Here is a 21,663-nt window from a genome sequence, read left to right as displayed (position 1 = left end):
GATCATGCCGAATCCGACTGCGTTATTTTACCATATCCATTGGAATAATCCAGTGGCTCCTCGATGCGTTTGAGTCCCTTTCCAAAATCCCGCACCACAACGCGATCCGAAAGAATTTCTACTGCCCGATACACGCGTTCACCGAAACCATCGTGCTGCATGAGGATTGCATTCGAGGATAAAAAGCATACTTTTGCAAACGTTCTTTCACGTACAACCGAGAAAAGCCCTCTCACCCCTGGCTCCCACGGATTCTGCTCCCTACCATCCAGTCTTTGCGGAGTAAAATGTGCGTTCGTCGAACGAAAACGATTGCGTTGATCTGGAAGCGGCGTGTATACGTACGTTCCCGGATCACGCAGAATATCCTTTCCATCGATTTGAAGGGTAAGTGCGAGCTGGTCATTGTGCGAATGCCCGCCGTTTCCATTCTGCCCAATTTCGCCGCACCGAACGGTCATATAAATGTGCTTGGAACGGAAAATGTACACGCCCATACCAGCGTAAGCAAAGCATACAAGCCCATGCAGTAAATCCGATTCCGCAGCAAAGGTATACGTTTGTTCCGCAAATGTATCAAGCGGCAAGCGCTGCAATACGGTCTCCAGCATTTCCGCGGAACCGCCTGGCTGTTCGCACGGCGGAATCGATGGCAACGAAAGTCCTCTCGCACAAGCTTTTAGAACCATTTCTTCAAAATTGCATGCCGAAGCCATCTGATTACCATACAACACATCGCATGCCTCGGATAAATGTTCATGATTTAAGATGTTTTCGTCATAGTATGAAGCTTGTGCCATAGCAGCGCATTTCGTCAAATTCGAGTAACGCGCTGCCGCTTGCTCCTCCGTCAGTAAAACGAAAACCGGATTCAATTTCAAAAATCTGCCGCTGTCATTGTCGCCAATCTGTGGAACCGTGCCATCATCATGCAGCAAATTTTGGGTGAAACGCAGGGCTTTCCCCAACCGCTCCCAAAACCACGTCGGGAAAATTTCTTTTTTTGCAAGGTCAAATGCCTGCGCGGCCACCGGTTTGAGCGGGGGCGATACCGTATGCGTCAGAGATCCACGCCCCCGCACCCCTTTTCGCCTCTCTTCTGGCATTTGTACGGCAAACAGCGCACCGTATAGCATAAGCTCGGTCGATAGGCGATGATAGCTCGTCGAACCTTCAAAATTACTTCCATCTGCATGGAATTCATGCCGCATCTCCGAAACGAGCTCCTGCAGGGAAAACGCAAGCCATGCATCCGTTTCATCAGTCGCTGGCAAATGCAAGGAAGCAAACAGAAGCCCAACGATATCCGAAAGGTAATGATTCGAACGAAGTTCCGGTGAATACTCCAAATGACGCAAAATATAGCGTCCATGGTCATACACAGAGGACGCGAAGACGCGCTCAAACGATTCGTCGAACACCGCGCCAAACGCGCGAAACAAATCGTACGCAACAAGCCAGTTTGCAACGCGAATGCCTACATCCATGGTGCAGCGCCAATTCACGCCAAACTTCGGCGGATTCTGTGCGATGAAATCGAGAATCTCATTCCGAAACTCACGCGCATACGGTTCGCGTCTTGTTTCCTGCGCCGCATGGTACGCCCTTGCCAGCATGGGAAGGTGCTGCATCCGTGAAAGCTCCCATGGCACTTTGATATCGACGCCAAGCAGATCCCCATACGCAACCTTCATATGCCACGTACACGCGGACCATGAATAGCCGGACTTAAAATCCATCTGCCATGGAATCGGCTCATACGACGCGTCCACCAATCCCCATACCTTTTTTGCATACGAGACGGCAGGGCGTGACACACGCCCCATCAGCCATGCACCCTGCGCATCCACAGAAAGCGAAGTGGATGACGTGCCATATACGTGACCTTCCACACCTGTACAGCGCATGCCATAGCGCAACGTGCGCCAGCCACTTCCAAGAAGATCAAATGTATGGTCCAGATAGTATCCTGCTAACGCAAACAGCCGGCTCTTATCTTCTACATAGGAGAAATGTTCAATGTCTCCCAAGTACGGCAATATTCGCAAATCTTTTCGGCTTGCATACGTCGAAAAGAATCTCGCCTTGCATTTGCCTGCACGCTCCCAAGCATGACGTTCAAGCATTCGCGTACCGCGTCGCAATGCCTCGCGTGGGGGAAGGGAACGCGCTTTTTCCCAATACGTATGAAGTCTCATTCGCCGCTCTCCTCTCTGCACGCATCATATCCATCTCATCTGTTTGTTCAGGGGAAATACTACGAATCCGTACTTATCCCTCCCGGATTTCTTCCAGCTTGTGCAACGTACGCCCAATATGCGCATCCCACGAATATTTTTCTGCCACCACTTTTCGCGCTGATTCGCCAAGGTGCTTGCGATAGGTTTCATCCTGCACCAAACGAATAATGCCATCGGCCAATTCTTCAACGTTGCCGGGTTCCACTAAATGCGCGGTTTCTCCATTCTCTAAAATATCTGCGATTTGGTCGAGACGCGATGCCACTATCCCTCTGCCCATTGCCATATATTCGAAAAGCTTTGTCGGGCTTCCAAAAAAAGGCGTTCCGTCAGGGTTCGGAATATGCGGTGACACAAATATATCGCAGGCATCCAAGTAGGTTGGTGCTTCATTCTGCGGCACAAGCCCCGTCAGGACGACCATATCCTGCGCGTCCTCTTCCCGCAGGATGCGTTTCAATTCCGGCATTAGAACACCATCGCCGACCAGCAGGAAACGAACCTTATCCCGCCATTCTTTCTTTGATTTTGCGAGGCGCACGATGGCGCGCCCCAGTTCCAAAATACCGTGCCACTGCCCAAACGTTCCGATAAATCCAACGACGCATTTATCCGTCAGGTGCAATTTCTCGCGAATCGCAGCTCCGCCACATCCCGGTGAAAATTTCTGTATATCCACCCCATTGGGATTGGACAAAATTTTCTCTTTTGGCACGCCGAGCTGCATCAGGGAATCGCGCAGCACATCGGAAACCGTGACCACGAGATCCGCACGACGCAGATTATACCGTTCAATATACTGCATGATCGGCACGGAAAAAAATCGATTATAGAGCGTTTTGGCCATGCGTTTGATTCCACGGCTCTCCGTCTTCCAATGTTTCGCCTTCCATACTTCAGACGAATTATATTCCAAGACAAACGGGATGTGCCATCGATGTGCCAAATACGCTCCTGCAAACGAGAACGCCGCATACCGCTGATAAAGCAGTGCATACGGCTTTGCCTTTTTTGCTTGAAACAGAAACTGCAGGTTGCTGCACAGCTCTTTCAAGCTAGTTGGAAGCACCGTGCGGATAACGGGACGCAGGACACGGACCGGCACACGGACGCTTGCCAATTCATCATTCGACAGGACGTCCAAATCCCCTCTTGCAGCGAGCGCATGGATAACGCCTGCCGTATGACCGACCGATCCACCTGCTTTCAGGCCAATCGCATACATCGTCCGCAAATAAAGAAAATACATCCTGTCCTCCTCAAAACGGAATCTTTTTCCAAATCCTTTGCCTGATTCGCTGTGTGATGGCCTCCTGCACCGAAACGGTGGTCTCCTTCTCTGCCAAATACTCCGTGCAAGTCTTCGGCACTTGTACGTGGGCAAAGTCCGTGAAGCACACCTCTTCCAACTGTGAGATACCATCCAAAAGTGCATGATACGCGTCAATCAAGGGGCGATGCACGGAAAGCCCCGTAAACTTCTCCTTCCGCACATCATAGCAGCCACGCAGAAAATTAAAGCTATGCAGGAACAGGATGAAAATGGTCTTATCTGGTGCCTCCCGAATCACGTCCAAGATCGTGGGCACATCAGAACCATATCGAAAATCCAGTTTCCGATATAGGTCTTTCCGCTTGAAACCGAAAAGCGTTCTCTTCTCTCGATACACGGTGACAGGAAACTCCACAATGTCCTCGCAGGAAGCGATCCGATTGATATACGGATAGCCCATGTGACATGCAGAGGCACGAAAGAAGAACGAGCTGTCCATCCGAATCCCACTTGCGCGCAGCGCAGGATAAATTGCGTCATTCGCACCGTATCCGCCGGCTCGATGCACCATCACATCCAGCCCCACATGACGAAGCAGCCACTCCTTTCCCCATGCGATAATCTCCCGCTGCTTATCCGCATCGTATTCAAACATATAGCGTTTGCCGAACCTGCTTCTGGGATGCGTATGAAGCCCAATTTGATGCCCATCGGCCAAGATCGTCTCGCAGAGTTTGGAAAATTCCCGTTCGTAATGTGGATGATAGACATCCACGAAATGCGTTACCACTCCCCCGTACTGGCTTGCCACCCGATTGATGAGTGGAACGCCTACCCGTTCACCTGCAACAGCTCCCTGCACGAACACATCGAACGCCTTGTCCATGTCACGCGCCAGCTCGCCGACTTCCGTATCGCACGTAATCAAGACTTGCTTCATTCGTTGTTCCCCTCCTGCCCCAAATCATAACGGATCTGCTATACATGGCCGATCAATGAAACCATAACGCCTTAGCAAATGACCTTTTTGCGATACGCCCGATATACGGCAAAATAAAAAAAACCTTTTTCTAAAAACGTAGCGATACAAGCTCCATATGCCCCCAACAACGGAATCAATGTACTGTTCGTAACAACATCCAAGCAAGCCGTTTTCCATGCAACAACGCGCATCGTAGTCGCATATCCCGCAGCCGCCAAATAGGAATTATACAGCTGATACATGCTTTGCAGACCTATGGCGATTGCCAAAATGCCCAAATAGAAGAACGCACTTCTATAGTCGCTCGGCAAATATACACATAACACCAAATAGCCCATCAGAAGGACAATCCCAATCGAGGCAATCGTGGCGAAAAAAACCAGCCGAATTAATTTCTGAGGTATTTTCCCACTGGATGCAAAGTCCCGAAAGGTAGCCATCCGCACGGAGGTTGCGATCGTCTGAACCGGCGTTGCAAACGCCGTCGCCAACGAATAAAATCCCATCGTGCGTGCATCTGTGAAATACGGAACCAAAATCTTGTCCAAATTGCCAGCCCCAGTATCCGCAATTCGCCCCCAATAAATATACCATCCATATCCGGCATTATATTTCATGCAATGAGAGAGATTTTTCCAAAAGTCATCTAGTTTCGGATGCAAGGATAAATACGTCCAACCGAAAGAAAGTATGGATGCGATCCCTAGTGCATAAAACAAATATAACGGCGAAAGCGCATCCCACATCCATAGGCATAAAATGCCAACAAAAAAAATCGTTTTCTGAATCACATTGTATCCAGAAAGCAGATGGATTTTATTGATTCCCTGCAGGACCAGCTCCATAAAATTGGGAAGCAAGTACATAAAGCTTAGCAAGGATACGATTCGGAGCAAGCCGCCAATCTTATCTGCAAAAAAATCATCAATGAACAAACCAATCAGGAAGATAAATCCAGACATCAGGGCACTAATGGCAAGAAAGAGAATCCCAAACACACCGAGCCATTGCCGTTCCTTTTCTTTATCCAGATTATCCGCCAAAATCTTCGATGCTGTCGAAAACAGGCCAAACTCAAAAAAAATGCTGACAAACGCCATCACTGCAACAGCAAAGCTATAGATTCCGAAACGCTCTGCCCCCATTTCTTTCGCAAGAAAGACATTACTCAAAAAACCGAACCCCAAGGAGAAAATCTGCATCAAGGAGTAAACACCGGTCTGCTGGGCAAGACGACTTTTCAAAATAGCAGGTACTCGTGCCCTCATCCTTTCTAAAACACGCATGAAGATACTCCTATCTTACGATTCTTGCCGCTCAATATGCCCAATCCAATTTCGCTGCGGACGAAAGCCTAAATTGACCTGCCCGTAATCGGTTGGGACACCATCCACTACGCAGGCCACCGACAGAGAATCCGAATGAAAATCAAATAGGCTATACTTCTCCGCTTCCGCATTGACCTTTAACTTCGCCGGGTCAAAGCCCATTTGATACATGGCCACGAAATCCACGGCAAATGGTTTTCCTGCACCACAGGACGCATAGCCGACATTCTTCGGCGTTGGCGAAAGCGGACCGTCTGCTTCTCCTGCCATGACTCCATCTACGAGGCAAAAATACTTGCGCTGCGGTATATCGTGCAAACATCCATCCCGATCCGCAAAGAGCACAATCTGATTGAGATCCAGGCACATGCGCCATGTCGTGTCATTGCCGTACCAGTCACCATGCCCCGCCATGAGCTCTGCCCCTGTCCATTTCCGATACAATTTCTGCATAAGAGCAAACGGCTTGTTCAGCATGCGGTACAGCAATCTGCTCGATACGGTATTGCGGATCAAAATATAATCTCTTGAAAACCGATCCCATCGGTAGCATAACTTGACAATCATGGGAAGCGTCGGCGGATATTCATCACCGCCTTGCGATGCATTGCCCACGCGGTAATGCGGCAAGTAGTTCTTGTCGCCATTTGCCCCGACCATATTCTTGCAGTTGATGGTAACACCCGTCTTTCGATGTGTTTTCAGCTTTGGCATGCTGATGATGACATCCGCTTGCAGGACAGCCCCAGACAAAAGATAACGATGCCCCTCCTTATGCTTGTCGACGATAAAGCTGCGGTCAAAATCCGAGCCATACAATCGATCCAAATGTGCTTCCTGTGCAAAAAAGCTGCGCTCTCCCAAATCGACGAGCACATAGCCATTGGGATCCCCCTGCAGATCCTTTCGTATGCCACCACGCGTTCCATCGGGATAACAGTTCTTCCGAAAATCTAGCAACTCTATGGAAATCCCCTGCACCTGATACCACGTCACGACCTCACGCAGCCCATTCTGTGAGACGATCTCATCAAAATGCCCATTTGCCTGCGGCGCATCGCCTACGATGATATGCCCCTTTCCCTTGAGCGCCAAAACGACATAATCCAGTACGGGGCGAATCACGGAGCCATGTGTCGTAACGGCACGCACATCCGCTCCGCTTCCATTGAAATGAAGCACTAGATTTGGCTTAATGAGCACACGGTCACCGGGCGTGATGAATTCCCCAAAAGGATTCCACTCTGCCGTCTCCTGATGTTCCGCATCAAGCCCTAAATGCCGGATGCAGTCACGCACCAAGCCATACACAGGATTTGCCTCACGTGCAAGAGGCATCTTGCCCCCCCACTCGGGGTACGTTTCCGATGGATGAAACGGTGCTGTATGAGGATATTCTATTCCTTTTTTGATATTGACTGATACATCATGCAGCATAGTCCTGCCCTCCCTCGAAACGCATCCTATAATCTATACAGAGTGAACTCAGAAATCAATCTGCGTATCAAATCCGCTGTATCTAGATCCTTTAAGCCTCCCTTGCCTCTTTTATAAAACAAATAAAATGCCCTATCTTGTCCTGCCTCCGTTGGTTCCAATGTAACCTCCAACTTCTTAAACGGAAAGACCCGTGGCTCCTCTTTCGCTGGAAACGCCACTCTTAATTCAGCAAAATCATGTTTTGCAAAGCCGCTATTAAATTGCTTAGATGTTAAAATAACAAAATCAAACTCAATTCGATTTTGTTCTGCAAAGTTCGCTAGCACTTCTACCACCTTGCGCATAGCAGACTTACTTTTCTTTTGCGCCCTATAAGTTCTGTCATCAACCGATTCCGTCTGTTTTAATTTTTCGATTTGATCTACTTCCTCATTAAGCCGTTGAAGAACCTTCTTGTTTATAGAACAACTTCCGCCGAAAGCTTCTGCATCCATTGTATAGGACATCAAATGTTCCATTGTCGTTTGAATGCTATTTAAGGTTTTTCCTCGTTCTGAGCCGGCATCCGCCAACAATGCATTATATTCTGCTTCAGATTTCCATGCAGGATGTTTCCGCTCCGTTCGTGCATAGTATTCTTTTCCCAAATCTCCCAATTCTTCCCAATAAATATTTTTGGATAAATATATGATATCATCATCACTCATCAGGCGAATTCTGCCTCTATCTCCAAAATCCTCTCCCACTGCACTCAATGTTTTCTCTGAAAATAACTTTTTTGTATTCGAACTAATCTTCTGGTTCAAAAATCGAATCATTTCATGAAGCAAATAACCATCATATAAAACTACAGGATGCGATTGAATCCACTTGCGTTCCGCATCATGTGCGTATACGACATTTTCCAAAACACTAAGTGCAGACTTACCATACGCCAAACAAATCTTTTCCGTCATCTCCTCTCGATACAAAGTCAACGAAGACAACAATCTCATATAATCAATATGGATTGTATCGAATCCAGTAACAAACGCATCTCGGATCAAATAATCTAATTTATCAACATCTATAATCTTAGAATTCAACATATTGATAAAGATATTCTTCATTTGTGCACCAATATCATTATCATCATTATAACAATAGCCGATAATGCAACGTGCAAAAAAAGAGCGCTCTTCCGAAGTCGCAAAACATGCACTAAAATTCCGAAGAGCAACAATTGCACTCATCAGTTCATGCGGAGCTGCTGCATCTGACTCATCTGTTGGAATATCCTTTTTAAATATTTCATCCCCAACTAAATCTGACACACTATTATGAAGGTCTTCATATTCCCCTTTCGCGCCCAAAAAAAACTCCTCACCTGTATGCGAAAAGGGGGCATGTCCAACATCATGCAATAAACAAGCCAATTGAAACAGATATCCATTTCGTTCCATCTCTTCAGATGCTACGAAACTCTTGCTTTGATTCTCCTTCTTCAATTGCTCACTGGCAATCTTCCCTAAGTGAAATACCCCCAAAGAATGGACAAAACGGTTATGCATAGCAGACGAATATAGAGGGGAATAGCTCGTTTGAATGATACGACGTAGACGCTGAAATTCCGACGTATCCACAATTTCCATAAAGTTTAAATCCACAGAAATATATCCGTATACGGGATCCTTGAAACGTTTCTCCGCCATTTTCACGCCACTTCGCTATCCTCTACTGAAACATCCATGAACGCCTTCAGTAAATCCAATGCCAAATATCCTTGAAACGCAATGATTAAATTCTCTAAGGTAATTCCCTCTCTTAATCGAATCCCACGTTGTCCATTTTCTTCATATGGCTCAAAAAAATGCGAATAATTTCGATACAACGCTGCAGTACGATTACGCGAGAAGATAAGAATCGCTTTCTTATTCTCTTCGTTCAATTTCTCAACCACACGATTCCCATATGCTTCGATTGTCATATACGTTAAAAATCTCTTTTTTTCATTCTTGCTCAATGCTTGGATCAAAGCATTTGCCGCAACGTCTTCAATAGCGATATAAAACATATGAGCAGCTCCTTCCTCATGGTAAATAACGGTACTACTTTATTACCATTTCAGCCGTTGATCAAGATACTTGTATTTGCCGCGAGAAGTCAGCGGTATTTCCTCCACGAACTCGATGCGCAAGTCCACCTGCTGCTTGAACTTCTGATTCAATTCAGCATATATCTTTTCTGTATCCTGATCGGTATATTCCGGTCGGCGGACAATTTTCAAGACAACAATGCCCGGCGTATCTTGATAATACTGTATGCGTGCCGTATGATCGAAAATATCACTATGCGAATTAAGCGCTGTAATCGAAATCAGGTTTCCATAGTGCGTCTGCAGGGATTCTCCCATTCGTCCTTCGATGCGTTGTATGGAACGCGTATGAATCCCACAATCGCATTGTAGCGGATGACGCGATAACAGGACTTCATCTCCCGTTTTGTATCGAATAAACGGAACGGCATCGTTGATAAAGCTTGTCCCGATAATTTCTCCTACTTCACCGCCAACAGCATCATTTCCATTCTCCGTCAAATATTCCAAATACGAATGTTCCATTGCCTCATAATAATGGCCATGAGGACACATTCCCAAAAAACCGACCTGCTCACAATTGCCATACTGATCGAAAATAGGAATCTGAAATATATCCTCCAGCCAAACTTTTTGTTCTGGAGTTAAGACTTCTGAAGAAGTAGCAATCCCTTTTACGCTTGAAAGACATGAAAGCATTTTACCATGTTTTTGTATATATCGTGCAAGAATATCTAATACCGAAGGATATGCTCGCAAAAACTTGGGAGAAAAATCTTTTATACGCGCAAGATACTCCGAAATATTCGTCTCTCTCAGATCGTACGTGGAAAGAATCAGATAGTTTTCTCCTCGGTCATACGACCAAAAACCGTCCTTTACGACGGTTCCACGGAGGACGGCACAAGCATCGCCCATACGATATCCCATTAAGCTCCAATTCAGCCATGTAAAGGCCAAGCGTTTCCGCTCTACTGTCGCTGTGATATAGAGTCCCAACGGTTTTCCCGTCGAACCGCCTGTCGTAACGTATTGCAACTGCTGCCTAGGAATCGCATCCGAAACCATCTCCGCTAAATGATTCTGCACGATATCCTTTGTCAAAATAGGAATTTTTTTGATGTCCGAAAAATCCTGTATGCTCTTCGGCGAAATTCCACGTTCATCAAGCAAATTGCGATAATATCGCGTATGTGCATAAGCATAGGAAATCATACGCTGGAGCTGATCCATCTGATATTCCCGTCGCTTTTCGTAAGTCTGAAACATTCGTTTCTCATATTCACGATAAAGGACATGAAACGCTCGTCCCATACGCCAACTCTGTGGCAATATATGATAAACCTCACGAAGTGTATCTTTTAGCAACATGGCGGATCCTTTCAGATTTGTGCTTCCACCGCATAGGCAATACGCATGGCCTGAAGCTGCTGCCAAAGTGGTATCGGCGCTTCATCGCCCTTCTGGATTGCCGTCCCAAAGGCTTCGATTTCTTCGAGCTGCCCCTTTTCGCTTCCCTTGGTCTCAATCTGGGCAAGCGAAACGCCGTATCCTTTCATCGATTTGTAGTCATTCATCGTAATCGTCTTGCCGTCAAAAAAAACCTGCATCGTTTCTTTCGGATAATCTTTGCTGCCATTTGCAACGTAAATCAAATTGGCAACGGATCCATCCTCATACGTCACGGTAGCAACGAAGTTATCTTTCGCGCTGTAATAGCCATTTCCTGGCTGTATGGATTCTGCATTGACACGGATAGCCTTTGCCCCCGTCAAGAAGTTGAATACGTCATAAATATGACAAGCTTCCCCTATGTTGCGTCCTCCACCTTCCTCGGTATGAACCCAATGGTCAAGGGGGATATAACCGGCATTCATCGTGTAATGGATCACGAGCGGATTCTGCCGCTTCGCCGTATGCTTGGCAATTTCCTGCATATAACGCGAATGCCTTCGATTGAATCCGGTAAGGACGAGCGGTGCATTCGGATTTTCACGGCAGAACTGTTCCATTTCTTCAAGCTCTTCTTCGGAAATTGCAAGCGGTTTTTCCACGAGAACATGCTTGCCCGCGCGAAGCGCCGCAAGCACCATCTGCGCATGGAGATTATGGCGCGTTGCAATCAGCACCATATCGATCTGAGCATCTGACAGTACCTTTTCATAACTCGTCGTCGCATACGCTGCGCCAAACTGTCTTGCGACCGCCTCCGCATTCGTCCCTGTACGGCTCATAATCGCACGGATCTGATAGAGACGATCCAATTTTTTGAGGTTTGGCAAGTGCATGCTCTTCGCAAAGCCGCCTGCACCGATGATCGCAACCTTAACCTTTCCATCTGCGACAGGATGCGTGCCGACTTGAACGAACGTATCATCCGGCAGACGCTCGTTCTGCGGATACGCGAGCAGCACCATCAAGGGTCTTGGAGAAGCCGTCTTCAATTCTTCGTACGCCCTATCTGCCTCGTCTATCGGATAGACTTTCGACACCATATCCATGACACGCAGCTTTTTCGCTGCGATAAGGTTTAGTACCTCCTGCAGATTGCGGTTTTCCGTCCAACGAACATAGCTGACCGGATATTCGAGTCCCTTTTCCTCATACGCCGAATCGTAACGCCCCGGGCCATACGACGTAGAGATAAAGAAATCAATTTCTTTCTCATAAAAATCGGCACGATTCAAGTTCAACCCTACGTCGCCGACCAAGACGACGCGCCCCTTGCGGCGGCTCATCTTAAATGCAGTCGACACGATGGCATCCGTCTTTGCTGCTGCCGTGATAATCACGCCATCTGCACCGATTCCATCCGTGAGATGCGCTACCTGTTCGACGTCCAAACCGCCATCTGGTGCAATAGCATAGTCTGCCCCATGGGCTTTTGCGATGGCAATTCGCTGCGGGTCCAGGTCGCTCACAATGACCTTGCAGCCACTCGCTTTGAGCATCTGTACAGCAAACTGCCCAATAACACCAAGTCCAATGACGACGAAGCATTCGCCAAGTGTCGTGTGCGCACGACGCACACCCTGCATAGCGATCGAACCAAGCGTAACCGTGCTTGCTTCCTCAAAGGAAACAGGATCTGGGATCTTGACTAGAAGGTTTCGCGGCACATTGATGACCTCAGCGTGATAGGCGCACTGCGCGCCGGCGCATGCCACTCTTTCGCCGACCTTCACATCCCGAACTCCCGCTCCCACTCCGACAACGATGCCTGCTGCCGAATAGCCTGCTAATAGCCCAGTATCTAATTTCTCCTTAACTATCTCTTTGGTATACGAAATCCCCTTTTCTTTTACTATATGGAACACCTTTTTTACATTTTCAGGCTCTTCGACCGCACGCTTCCAAAGCGGCACTGCACTACGTCGAACGCCGCTTAGCTCCGTGCCAATCGAAATGCAGGAATTGACAACCTGCACCAAGATCTTCCCCGCCTCTACCCGTGGAGACGGAACCACATCCGTAACAGCATGCCCTTTTTTGATTCGTACCTGCTTCATGCAAAAATTCCTCGCGTATCAATGACCGTCTTGCCTTCCAAAAGCTTCCGATCCATCTGTTTGAATTCTTTGTGGTCGACAAGAAGAAGCACAATATTCGCCTGCTGCATCGCTTCATCGAGTGAGACAAGCTTGACGCCCATTTTATTTGCCAAGCCTGCCGGAAGCTCATGAATGTTCGGCTCAACGGCAAGCAGTTCGCCTGGATTGCTGTCTGCAAGAATTTCGGCGATCTTCAGTGAAGGACTTTCACGCAAATCGTCTATGTCCGGCTTGAATGCAAGGCCAAGGCAGGCGATCTTCGGCGCATCCATTTTTCGTGCCGCAGCATAAACCTTCTCCAGCACAATATGCGGCTTGCTGTCATTGACCTCGCGCGCAACACGAATCAGGCGCGCTTCCTTCGGCGCAGAGTCCACGATGAACCACGGATCAACCGCGATGCAATGCCCGCCGACACCGGGCCCAGGCTGGAGAATATTGACGCGCGGATGCCGATTCGCAAGGCGGATCAACTCCCACACGTCCACTCCGAGTTTTTCGCAGATCACGGAAAGCTCGTTGGCAAATGCAATATTGACATCGCGGAATGAATTCTCCGTCAGCTTGGAAAGCTCTGCCGTTCGTGCGTCCGTCGCGAGGAGCGCACCTGTCACGAAATGGCCGTAAAACGCAATCGTCTTATCCGTCGACTCTTTATCCACGCCACCAATGATTCGGTCATTATGCGGCAGTTCTTCAACAATTTTGCCCGGCAAAACACGTTCCGGGCAATGTGCAAAATAAAGTTTCTTTCCGACGAGGTCAGCGCGCTCCTCAAGCAGCCAATTCTGCACCTTCTCCGTCGTTCCAACGGGGCTTGTCGATTCGAGAACAATAAGATTGCCTTCTTTGACGTAGGGGGCAACTTCTCGCGTTGCTGCCTCAACATACGACAAGTCGGGTTCTTTATCCCCCTTGAACGGTGTCGGTACCGCAAGAATGAATACATCCGCTTCGTGTGGCTTTGTATCTGCATGGAGATTCCCAGACGTAACCGCCTTCTTGACATACGCCGCAAGCCCTGGCTCAACGATGTGGATTTCTCCGCGATTGATTGTTGCAACAACACGTTCCACCTTGTCCATGCCAAAGACTTTAAAGCCATGGTTGGCAATCAACGTCGCTGTAGGCAAGCCGATATATCCCATACCAATGACACTAACGTTTTTCATAAAACACAACCTCCAACGTACAATAAGAAGCTGCTGTCTATTCCATTACCGCATCTCCTTAAACTGTCTTGCAATATGCCTTATATCATAAATAGCAGGATCAATATGTTCTCCCGCTTGATAATGACCATGAAGAAAATCCATAAAATTCTTCTCTGAAAACGTTTTTCGATTGAAACTAAGAATTGGTCTCTTACTCATCGCATAATCAATCAGCTTGCTAGGACGCTGCGTCGAATTATCGTTATTGAAATTGACAACGAAATCCATGCGAGCCAAAACCGCTATCAGCTCCTCGCGCTCCAACGGTGCTCTTACTTCAAGTCGATCACCTAAAACGGATTGATACCGTGCCAATAGCTTCCGTGTGAATGGATCGGGAAGTGCATAAACGATAAATCGAAATGCTTCTGTTTGCTTTGCCAAAAAATCAAAAAAATAGTCCGGGTTTCGGATGGATTGATAGAATATGCCGGCATAGCAAAACGTAGGTATCGCACATGGCTTATACAGGCTTTCGTCAATGGGTATCAAACGAACCCCCTGTGGTATGACCCTTAGCTTTCCCTTTCGAAAAAGACCTGGGTAAGCCCCTTTCGCTTCCGTCATTGGAACGATGATATAATTATACCAATTCAAAACCCATTCTTCAACATACTTCAAATAGAATGCCTTCGGAAAAGCAGGATTATGATATAGCGGATCCCCGCAGTCTGCCATTCGTACAACGGGAACCCGATGAAGCAGCCCAAATATCCGAAATGCCAAGAGGACGAAAAATGGATAGCTGATAGCGAGCGCAGTGTCGTAGCTCCCTATATGCTTTCGGTGCTTGAACAAGGCCCAAAAGAGATTCCAACCGTATAGAACATTGCGCGGTCCATCCCCGAAAAAAAAATAGAACAAAAATCGTATGGTTTTTTTTGCGTAACCTGCTTCTCGTTCTTGTGCTGCACTCCCACCCTGCTTCGGATGAATCGCTCTTACCTTGTACGTCACGCCGCGAGCGTCGCTCGCTTCCTTTGCGTCATCAGGCGCAAACACATCCACCAAGTCCCCGTTTCGTTTCAATTCCCGCACGAGTTCCGTAGCACGAAATGCACGTGGGTTCTTCTCTGGTGCATACCATCCGGCCAAAACCAGCCACCGCAAATCATTCGCTTCCTTTCTTATGGTCAAATCTTATGGTCAAAATCTACTCGATTCTTACCTATGCATCCCGTACAACGCCGTGCAGCGTATCCTGATAAATCGCAAGAAGCTTTCCTGCATAGGCCTCCTCGCTCCTGTCCTCTGCCCAAAAGTGCTGATATGCTGCTTCGCTAAGACGCTTGACCATGCCAACATCCGACAAAGTCTGCATTTTGCCGCAAAGTGCTTCAAGACTGCCACCTGTAAAAAGTTCCCCCGTCTCTCCGTCTATAATCATATCGCTGGCGGCGCACGTATCCGCTACGATGGAAGGAATCCCTCTTGCCAGTGCTTCAGCAACCGAAAGCCCCATCGTTTCATACCACTGTGATGGAAAGACCAACGCTCGCGCACGTCTAAAATACGATTCCATCTCTTCATGCGTCAACCATCCGGGGAACTCTGCATGGGGACAAGCAGCACGCAGCTGCGCCTCGCACTCTCCCGTACCAATGAAAATCGCCGGAACGGAAAGTGTGGCTGCCGCCCGCGCAAGAAGAATGGGCGCTTTCTCTGACGCAAGCCTTCCTACAAAGAGGAACGCTGTATTTTTCTCCGCTTTCACTCGCTCCGTTTTCCTCACGTCGATCCAATTCGGCAGATACGCCATACGCTGCCCTTTAGGAAAATACGGCATCAACACGCGACGGCTAAATTCCGAAATATAAATCATGGTATCCACGGCATTCGGCAACCGACCAAACAAGCGTTGCACGAACTGCCGCACGACCCGCCAGCCCTTATGCAGCACCGAGCGGCTATCGCAGTTGCGAAACAAGCACTCGATCCCCATCGCTTTCCTGTGGCAAATCACTTTTTTAGGGTAGTCATAAAATCCAAGGTTCGGACAAGCGATTCCATAGTCGTGAAGATGAAATACAATCCGAAAATTTCGCCGCTTCGCGACCGGCACGATGCTCGACGAAATGCTCTTGGAAAGCGCATGAACATGGACAATCGTGTCCTGCGAGGAAAACGACTCCAAGACATGCGCGAACGCATGAGCAGCACGGCGATTCCAAATTCCCTGCACCATAGCGCGCAGACGATTCGGGTCACGCAAAATATCGTATTGGTTCAGGCAGACAACAGAGAGATTCGCCATTCCTTCGAGCTCCCTTGCGATTGGACCGACCGCAGCAAAAAAAACGACCGTATGCCCATGTCGTGCGAGAAGCCGTGCCGTAGCAATCGCAATCTGAGCAGCCCCGCCATTCACGAAAGCAGTATCATTGACAAGAACGACGTTCAACACACACCCTCCTTGCTAGCCCAATAGAGTCCCAACATCAGCCAGTAAACCAAAAAGCGATGCACCCCCTTTATAACCCTACGATGCTTGTCCGAAACATCTACAATCGCATCCTCTGGAACAAACGCGTCCACCTCATGCCCTCGCTGTTGCAGTTCAAGACTAAAATTTTCACGTCTTTTCTCGTCCTTTCATTGTCACGCCCAGCACCAACGCAAAGACAATCCACATAGGAATATTCCGAAAGGTGTCTATATTAAATCCCTGCAAAACAATCCCCAACAGTGCCAGCATCAAAATTCGAGCTTCCGTCCTTTGTTCTGCATCCTCTGCTACACAAACACGCCATAGGCCAGAAAACAAAGACAGTAATAAGACTAGATAAACTATCAGTCCCACGACCCCCAGTTCAGCCAAAATTCTCGCATACAGACTGTGTACGGGTGGCCACGGCCATCCCGTTCCATCCTGCCCCCACATCACAATCTCAAGACTCCTCCAAGCTTCTGCCGGATAGTACTGCGATGCGTAGAATCCATACATTCCAAATCCAACTCCCAAAAGAGGGTGATCCATGAACATATTCCACCCCGCCCTCTGCGATCCATACCGTGCTACATTTGATAGATTGTCATTCGACAAAAGGCTTTCATAAACGGCACTGACATCAACCTCAGGCAACGAATCGGAAACATAGTCAAACGAAATCATCGCAACGATAAAAAAAAGAAATACAAATGCCCCGAACCGCAAACGCTCTGCCCAAACCCTACGCCAAAATAAAATAAAGAATGCAACCGTCTCAATCGCCATAACCATATAAGCAGTACGCGATTGAGAAAACAACACTAATACGATAACATAGCCGAATACGAAGAAAAAAAAGCCCGGGTATTTGCTCCTTCCAAGAAAACATTTTCCTAATATCCACGGGAGCAATACCGCAATATACATACCGAAGTAAGAAGCTTCCCCTGCGAGCGAGCGAATTCTGAAATACCTTTCTATGTCTCCTGTAACGGTTGTGCTACGAAATAAACTATCAACCGCCGTCATGACATCTGCCGAAAAGGCATTGCCGCTTATCTTTCCCAACTCAAACAACGAGTACGTTCCAGCCAATGCAAACGAAAGACAAATCCAACGCTGGAAAAACAGCACAGGGCTGTTTTGTTCCTCTCGAATGATATTATATACATAGAGAAGAACCAAGTAGTAAAATACCATCGCACCGATTTGTATAAGAAATCGACTTGTTCCATTCACGCCTTTGGATTGTAATTCTGTAATATCCAAAAAATGAACTGCTCCGGAAACGAACATAACGGTGAGGAATGCGTAAAAAATATAAATTGCCTTTGGAATATATATCTTTTTTTGAAAAAAAAGTGTTTCCACAAGCCAGACCAGCAGTCCAAGTGCCGCCGGATAAAAACTTCCCTCCATCCCAAGGGGACCGAAGCGGTGAACGCCAAGAGAGGAAATGAATGGACTAAAAAGAATGGACAGCCCCAATAAAAGCAGGTGCAGTTTTCTCAATATTTCCATTTGGCTTCTCCCTCTATCAAGCTTTTATATAGGAAAAAGGTACACGAAAATACTCTATAATCGTTTTCATGCACCATGCCAGTATGAGCAAAATCGTGTCACTCCCATGCAAGGTACAAAACCGAAGTATCTTTCTTTTGACAGTCGGCTGACCCATCTTACCCGCGAAGAACACTTGCCAGTCTTCGGTCATCCGAATGTTACGCAACATGCATCTTGCCTCTTCCCATTTGGCATCAGACAGTGCACGGCACAACGTGTGGTAATCCGCCTTGATGAAAAAATAACCGATATACTTCCGCAAGCAGATCTTTCCCGATCCAATCATCCGAATCCACGAATGTGCAATACATGCCACGAACCAAAGATACAGCCTTCGTGCGTGCCATAGAAACGCCGTGATTCTTTTCTGTTCGCTCAAGTCGAATTCTCTTATTCGCTGCAGCATAGCACTGACATACGGAAAAACTTTCATCGGTCGAATGATCCTCTATGAGAATCAACTCAAAATCTGTAAACGTCTGCTGTAGCACAGATTCGATTGCCCTTGGGAAATATCGCTTTCCATATCGCTGTTGAATTATGTTTCAATATACGTTCCATGCCATTCAATCCCCACTCTCATGAAGAATTCTTCGCGAAATTTTTAAACTTGCCAACTTTCGTTGCGCGCAGAGCATTATACCATACAGAGGCCATTGATATCTAGACGAATCAAGTCATCGATGCGAGATAAAACAGGAGAAAATGCAATCTCATTAGTTTTCAAACCTGCGATAGCACAGAATCCCATAAGTAAACGTCAAAAAGCATCCGAAGACGAAGCCTAGTACAATGATAAGCTTTTTGTGCGGTGCTGTCGGCTTATCGGCATCCGGCAAATCCGCCTCATCCACGACTTGTATGTCCATCGACTCCATCGCTTCCTGTATGCTTTTGTTCTCGCGCTGCTGGACGAGGTTCGTATACACTTCTCCCTTGATCTTGGCATCGCTCTTGAGCTGCAGGTAGGTCATGACCGAATCCGGCACGTTTTCCATCTTTGCATCCTGCTTGCTGCGCTCTTTTTCGACCGCACTCTTTGCCGCAGCAGCGACCGCGCGTTTCGCGCTTGCCTGCGCCGCCTTCGTCATGAGCTCGGCCTGTGTGGGGTTGAGGGTCGCCGCCTTGCTGGCGACGATGGCACCCACTTCGTCCTGCAGGCTCTGGCGCAGTTTCGCAAGGCTCTCCTTTGCGGCGATGACCTCGGGGTGCTTGTCGGTATACTTCTGCCGAAGCTCGACGAGAGCGACTTCCTTCGTCACAATTTCATTACGGATTTTCGTGACGACGTCGTTGTCGTTGATATTGTAGGCGAGTGCGCCCTGCTCCTGTTCGCCGATCTTTTCCTTCAAGCTGGCGAGTTCCGCGTCGGCGGACTGATAGTCCACCTCCTGCTTGGAGAATTCCTCGTCGTAAGTTCCAAGGAGCTGGACGGCCGCCTTGATCTGCTCTTCCGGACTGTAGATCTTGTTCTCGCGGCTGTACTTCGCAAGCGCCGCATCCGCTTTCTCGCTGTCGTCCTTCGCCTTTTTGATGCGGTCGTCGAGGAACTGCACCAAGAGGCTCTGCGTCTGCTGGTTCATGTCCGTCTGCATGGCGAGGAAGTTATCGACGACGCCCTGTGAGATCATCTGCGCTTCTTCTGGCGTGCGTCCCTTCGCCGTGACGCTGATGAGGTTCGTCTGTTTCGTGTTCTTGATGTCGAGGTTGGACTTCGCGAAGTCAGCCGCCGTCGGTTTTTTCTTGTCACTGGGCCAGTCCATTGCATCAATGATGGGTTCTAAGACGCGACGCGACTTCATGAGCTCGATGTAGTTGGTCGGCGACGCGGAGCCACTGCTACCGCCTAAGTCGATCCCTGCCATCGACGCAAGCGCCGCAGCGTTGCCGTGCGTGCCCATACCGGAACCCGTGCTGCGCATCTGGACGAGCGTCGTCGAGGCATACTGCTTTGGCAAGACGAATGCCACGATGGTGGCTATGATGGTGCAAAGGAGGACGATACCGCCCACAACGATTCTGCGATCCCACAAGATCCGTAAAAACCGTCCAAGGTCAATGCTCTCTTCTTTCTCCTGCGCCAAGATATTCACTCCAATCCGGGATCACGTCCTGCCATACACCTGGTCAATACGCACCCTTTTTCCAAAACACAACGCCAACCGTCTTAAACAGCAAGACGATGTCCTGCCACAAATTCCAATTCCGCACATACCATGCGTCCAGCCTCAGCCGTCCGTCGAACTCAATGTCATTGCGTCCGCTGACCTGCCAAAGCCCCGTGATGCCCGGCCGCGTCATGCATATGACCGGCAGGTATTCCCCGATCGCAGCTTTCTCACGGGGCAGATACGGACGAGGTCCAACAAGGCTCATATCCCCTTTGATGACATTAAAGATTTGCGGCAGCTCGTCCAAGCTATACTTGCGAATGATTTTTCCTGCTCGTGTAACACGGGGATCCTCCCCGCGCAGCTTTTGGAACACGCGCCACTCCTCAGCCGCTTCCGGGTGCCGCGCCAAAAAGTCCATCAGGATACGGTCTGCATCTGGATACATGGAGCGAAACTTGTAGCAACGGAACGACCTTCCTCCCTTCCCAATGCGCTCCGCATTGTAACATGCAGAGCCATCGGAATCCATGCGAATCCAAATCGCAAGAAGAAGCAGGACCGGGGCAATTAGAATGGCGATGACGCTCCCCATCACGATATCGAACGCGCGTTTTACAAAACGATTGAGGTGACTGGTCAGATTGTTTGTCGTCTTTAGCACGAGCAATCGATCATCTATGCTGTTTTCAATCTGTACCGTTCCAATCGGCACATCGAAAAGATCCGGTATCAGGGAGACTTTCCGTACAAATGGCTGCGCTCGGTAGAACAGCTCCACCTGCTCCCGTCGCGATAGCCCCGGAATCGCGAGGACGACCTCAGGCGTCCGATATCGTTGAATGATTGTCTCAAGCTCCTCGAACCCGCCCAAATGTGCGTACCGCTGCAAAAGCGGCCGTGTCGCATTGTCTTCTATGAATCCCAAAATATGGTAATTGACATGGAACGCCTTGACAAACCGTTCCGCTGTTTTTCCCGCACCAACGATGATGACCGAACTCTGCCAAATCCCAGCCTTGCGCAAGATACTGCGCAGGGCATACCGCGCAATCCAGTCGAGCACGAAACTCAGCGTCCAGTACCCCAAAAAGACGCTAGGGGGGAGCATTCCGCCGGAAGGATGCAGCGTGTAGTCGACGAGAATGGAAAGGACAGTAGCAAACGTAGCGGCTTTCACGATGCGTTTCGCACACTCGTGGAACACGCGACGCGTGCGATATAAATCCAAAATAAACATGCAGCACACTTGCAAAGCGGGCAAAAGCACGAACCACTGCAACTGAACGGAAACCGCGCTTCCTAGAGACGCTGTCGCTATTGCAAACACAATCTGCATCGCGACAAAAAAGACAAAGAAATCCGTTCCTGCCAAAAGAAAAGGAGTCACATAATAGCTGAGATTGCTTCTTAGCGCATCCCGTGCGGTTGCTTCCGTGACAATCTCCTCCCCCATCGT

Annotated in this window: 16 protein-coding genes; all 16 read right to left on the bottom strand. The window is 48.4% G+C overall.

Going from position 1 to position 21,663, the window contains the following annotated elements:
- Nucleotides 1-2 precede the first annotated feature (2 nt).
- Nucleotides 3-2,198 carry an alginate lyase family protein gene (locus HMPREF1985_RS10695; protein WP_040637678.1) on the bottom strand — a complete coding sequence of 732 codons (2,196 nt, stop codon included), beginning with the start codon at nucleotides 2,196-2,198 and terminating at the stop codon, nucleotides 3-5.
- 73 nt (nucleotides 2,199-2,271) lie between these two features.
- A complete protein-coding gene (locus HMPREF1985_RS10690; protein WP_255349311.1) occupies nucleotides 2,272-3,465 on the bottom strand; it encodes a glycosyltransferase family 4 protein in 1,194 nt (397 codons plus the stop codon).
- A 34-nt stretch (nucleotides 3,466-3,499) separates the two neighbouring features.
- The gene (locus HMPREF1985_RS11700) at nucleotides 3,500-4,453 is read right to left on the bottom strand and encodes a hypothetical protein (RefSeq protein WP_021772636.1); all 954 of its coding nucleotides are present in this window, start codon (nucleotides 4,451-4,453) and stop codon (nucleotides 3,500-3,502) included.
- Between the two features lie 71 nt (nucleotides 4,454-4,524).
- Nucleotides 4,525-5,781, bottom strand: coding sequence for a lipopolysaccharide biosynthesis protein (locus HMPREF1985_RS10680; RefSeq protein WP_021772635.1), 1,257 nt, complete (start codon nucleotides 5,779-5,781; stop codon nucleotides 4,525-4,527).
- Between the two features lie 15 nt (nucleotides 5,782-5,796).
- A complete protein-coding gene (locus HMPREF1985_RS10675) occupies nucleotides 5,797-7,260 on the bottom strand; it encodes a DUF362 domain-containing protein (protein ID WP_051349123.1) in 1,464 nt (487 codons plus the stop codon).
- A 26-nt stretch (nucleotides 7,261-7,286) separates the two neighbouring features.
- Nucleotides 7,287-8,954, bottom strand: coding sequence for an HD domain-containing protein (locus HMPREF1985_RS10670; protein WP_021772633.1), 1,668 nt, complete (start codon nucleotides 8,952-8,954; stop codon nucleotides 7,287-7,289).
- A gap of 2 nt (nucleotides 8,955-8,956) precedes the next feature.
- Nucleotides 8,957-9,316 carry a hypothetical protein gene (locus tag HMPREF1985_RS10665; RefSeq protein ID WP_021772632.1) on the bottom strand — a complete coding sequence of 120 codons (360 nt, stop codon included), beginning with the start codon at nucleotides 9,314-9,316 and terminating at the stop codon, nucleotides 8,957-8,959.
- A 42-nt stretch (nucleotides 9,317-9,358) separates the two neighbouring features.
- Nucleotides 9,359-10,708, bottom strand: coding sequence for a phenylacetate--CoA ligase family protein (locus HMPREF1985_RS10660; RefSeq protein ID WP_155943559.1), 1,350 nt, complete (start codon nucleotides 10,706-10,708; stop codon nucleotides 9,359-9,361).
- Between the two features lie 11 nt (nucleotides 10,709-10,719).
- On the bottom strand, nucleotides 10,720-12,846 hold the full coding sequence (locus HMPREF1985_RS10655) for a bi-domain-containing oxidoreductase (RefSeq protein WP_021772630.1): 2,127 nt from the start codon (nucleotides 12,844-12,846) through the stop codon (nucleotides 10,720-10,722).
- Entirely contained in the window at nucleotides 12,843-14,060 is a 1,218-nt protein-coding gene (gene wecC / locus HMPREF1985_RS10650) for a UDP-N-acetyl-D-mannosamine dehydrogenase (RefSeq protein WP_021772629.1), read from the bottom strand. The genes HMPREF1985_RS10655 and wecC overlap by 4 nt, the downstream gene beginning before the upstream one ends.
- Nucleotides 14,061-14,105: 45 nt before the next feature.
- Complete coding sequence (locus tag HMPREF1985_RS10645) at nucleotides 14,106-15,212, bottom strand: glycosyltransferase (RefSeq protein WP_040637677.1); 1,107 nt, start codon at nucleotides 15,210-15,212, stop codon at nucleotides 14,106-14,108.
- 58 nt (nucleotides 15,213-15,270) lie between these two features.
- Complete coding sequence (locus tag HMPREF1985_RS10640) at nucleotides 15,271-16,503, bottom strand: glycosyltransferase family 4 protein (protein ID WP_040637676.1); 1,233 nt, start codon at nucleotides 16,501-16,503, stop codon at nucleotides 15,271-15,273.
- A gap of 171 nt (nucleotides 16,504-16,674) precedes the next feature.
- Nucleotides 16,675-18,051 (bottom strand): O-antigen ligase family protein, encoded by a 1,377-nt coding sequence (locus HMPREF1985_RS10635; protein ID WP_021772626.1) that lies wholly within the window; start codon nucleotides 18,049-18,051, stop codon nucleotides 16,675-16,677.
- Nucleotides 18,052-18,287: 236 nt separating this feature from the next.
- Nucleotides 18,288-18,632: a glycosyltransferase family 2 protein gene (locus HMPREF1985_RS11880; RefSeq protein WP_369758586.1), complete on the bottom strand. Its 345-nt coding sequence runs from the start codon at nucleotides 18,630-18,632 to the stop codon at nucleotides 18,288-18,290.
- 177 nt (nucleotides 18,633-18,809) lie between these two features.
- The gene (locus HMPREF1985_RS10625; protein WP_040637675.1) at nucleotides 18,810-20,177 is read right to left on the bottom strand and encodes a GumC family protein; all 1,368 of its coding nucleotides are present in this window, start codon (nucleotides 20,175-20,177) and stop codon (nucleotides 18,810-18,812) included.
- 43 nt (nucleotides 20,178-20,220) lie between these two features.
- Nucleotides 20,221-21,660 (bottom strand): undecaprenyl-phosphate galactose phosphotransferase WbaP, encoded by a 1,440-nt coding sequence (wbaP, locus tag HMPREF1985_RS10620; protein WP_021772623.1) that lies wholly within the window; start codon nucleotides 21,658-21,660, stop codon nucleotides 20,221-20,223.
- Between the last annotated feature and the right edge of the window lie 3 nt (nucleotides 21,661-21,663).

It is taken from the genome of Mitsuokella sp. oral taxon 131 str. W9106, assembly GCF_000469545.1.
In the GTDB taxonomy this organism is placed as follows: domain Bacteria; phylum Bacillota; class Negativicutes; order Selenomonadales; family Selenomonadaceae; genus AWVT01.
This window is presented reverse-complemented; position numbering and strand designations above follow the sequence as displayed.

Coding starts and splice junctions, on each gene's coding strand:
- wecC (WP_021772629.1), bottom strand. CDS start 14,060: ATGAAAAACGTTAGTGTCATTGGTATGGGATATATCGGCTTGCCTACA.
- HMPREF1985_RS10675 (WP_051349123.1), bottom strand. CDS start 7,260: ATGCTGCATGATGTATCAGTCAATATCAAAAAAGGAATAGAATATCCT.
- HMPREF1985_RS10670 (WP_021772633.1), bottom strand. CDS start 8,954: ATGGCGGAGAAACGTTTCAAGGATCCCGTATACGGATATATTTCTGTG.
- HMPREF1985_RS10655 (WP_021772630.1), bottom strand. CDS start 12,846: ATGAAGCAGGTACGAATCAAAAAAGGGCATGCTGTTACGGATGTGGTT.
- HMPREF1985_RS10660 (WP_155943559.1), bottom strand. CDS start 10,708: ATGTTGCTAAAAGATACACTTCGTGAGGTTTATCATATATTGCCACAG.
- HMPREF1985_RS10680 (WP_021772635.1), bottom strand. CDS start 5,781: ATGCGTGTTTTAGAAAGGATGAGGGCACGAGTACCTGCTATTTTGAAA.
- HMPREF1985_RS10695 (WP_040637678.1), bottom strand. CDS start 2,198: ATGAGACTTCATACGTATTGGGAAAAAGCGCGTTCCCTTCCCCCACGC.
- HMPREF1985_RS11700 (WP_021772636.1), bottom strand. CDS start 4,453: ATGAAGCAAGTCTTGATTACGTGCGATACGGAAGTCGGCGAGCTGGCG.
- HMPREF1985_RS10665 (WP_021772632.1), bottom strand. CDS start 9,316: ATGTTTTATATCGCTATTGAAGACGTTGCGGCAAATGCTTTGATCCAA.
- HMPREF1985_RS10635 (WP_021772626.1), bottom strand. CDS start 18,051: ATGGAAATATTGAGAAAACTGCACCTGCTTTTATTGGGGCTGTCCATT.
- wbaP (WP_021772623.1), bottom strand. CDS start 21,660: ATGGGGGAGGAGATTGTCACGGAAGCAACCGCACGGGATGCGCTAAGA.
- HMPREF1985_RS10690 (WP_255349311.1), bottom strand. CDS start 3,465: ATGTATGCGATTGGCCTGAAAGCAGGTGGATCGGTCGGTCATACGGCA.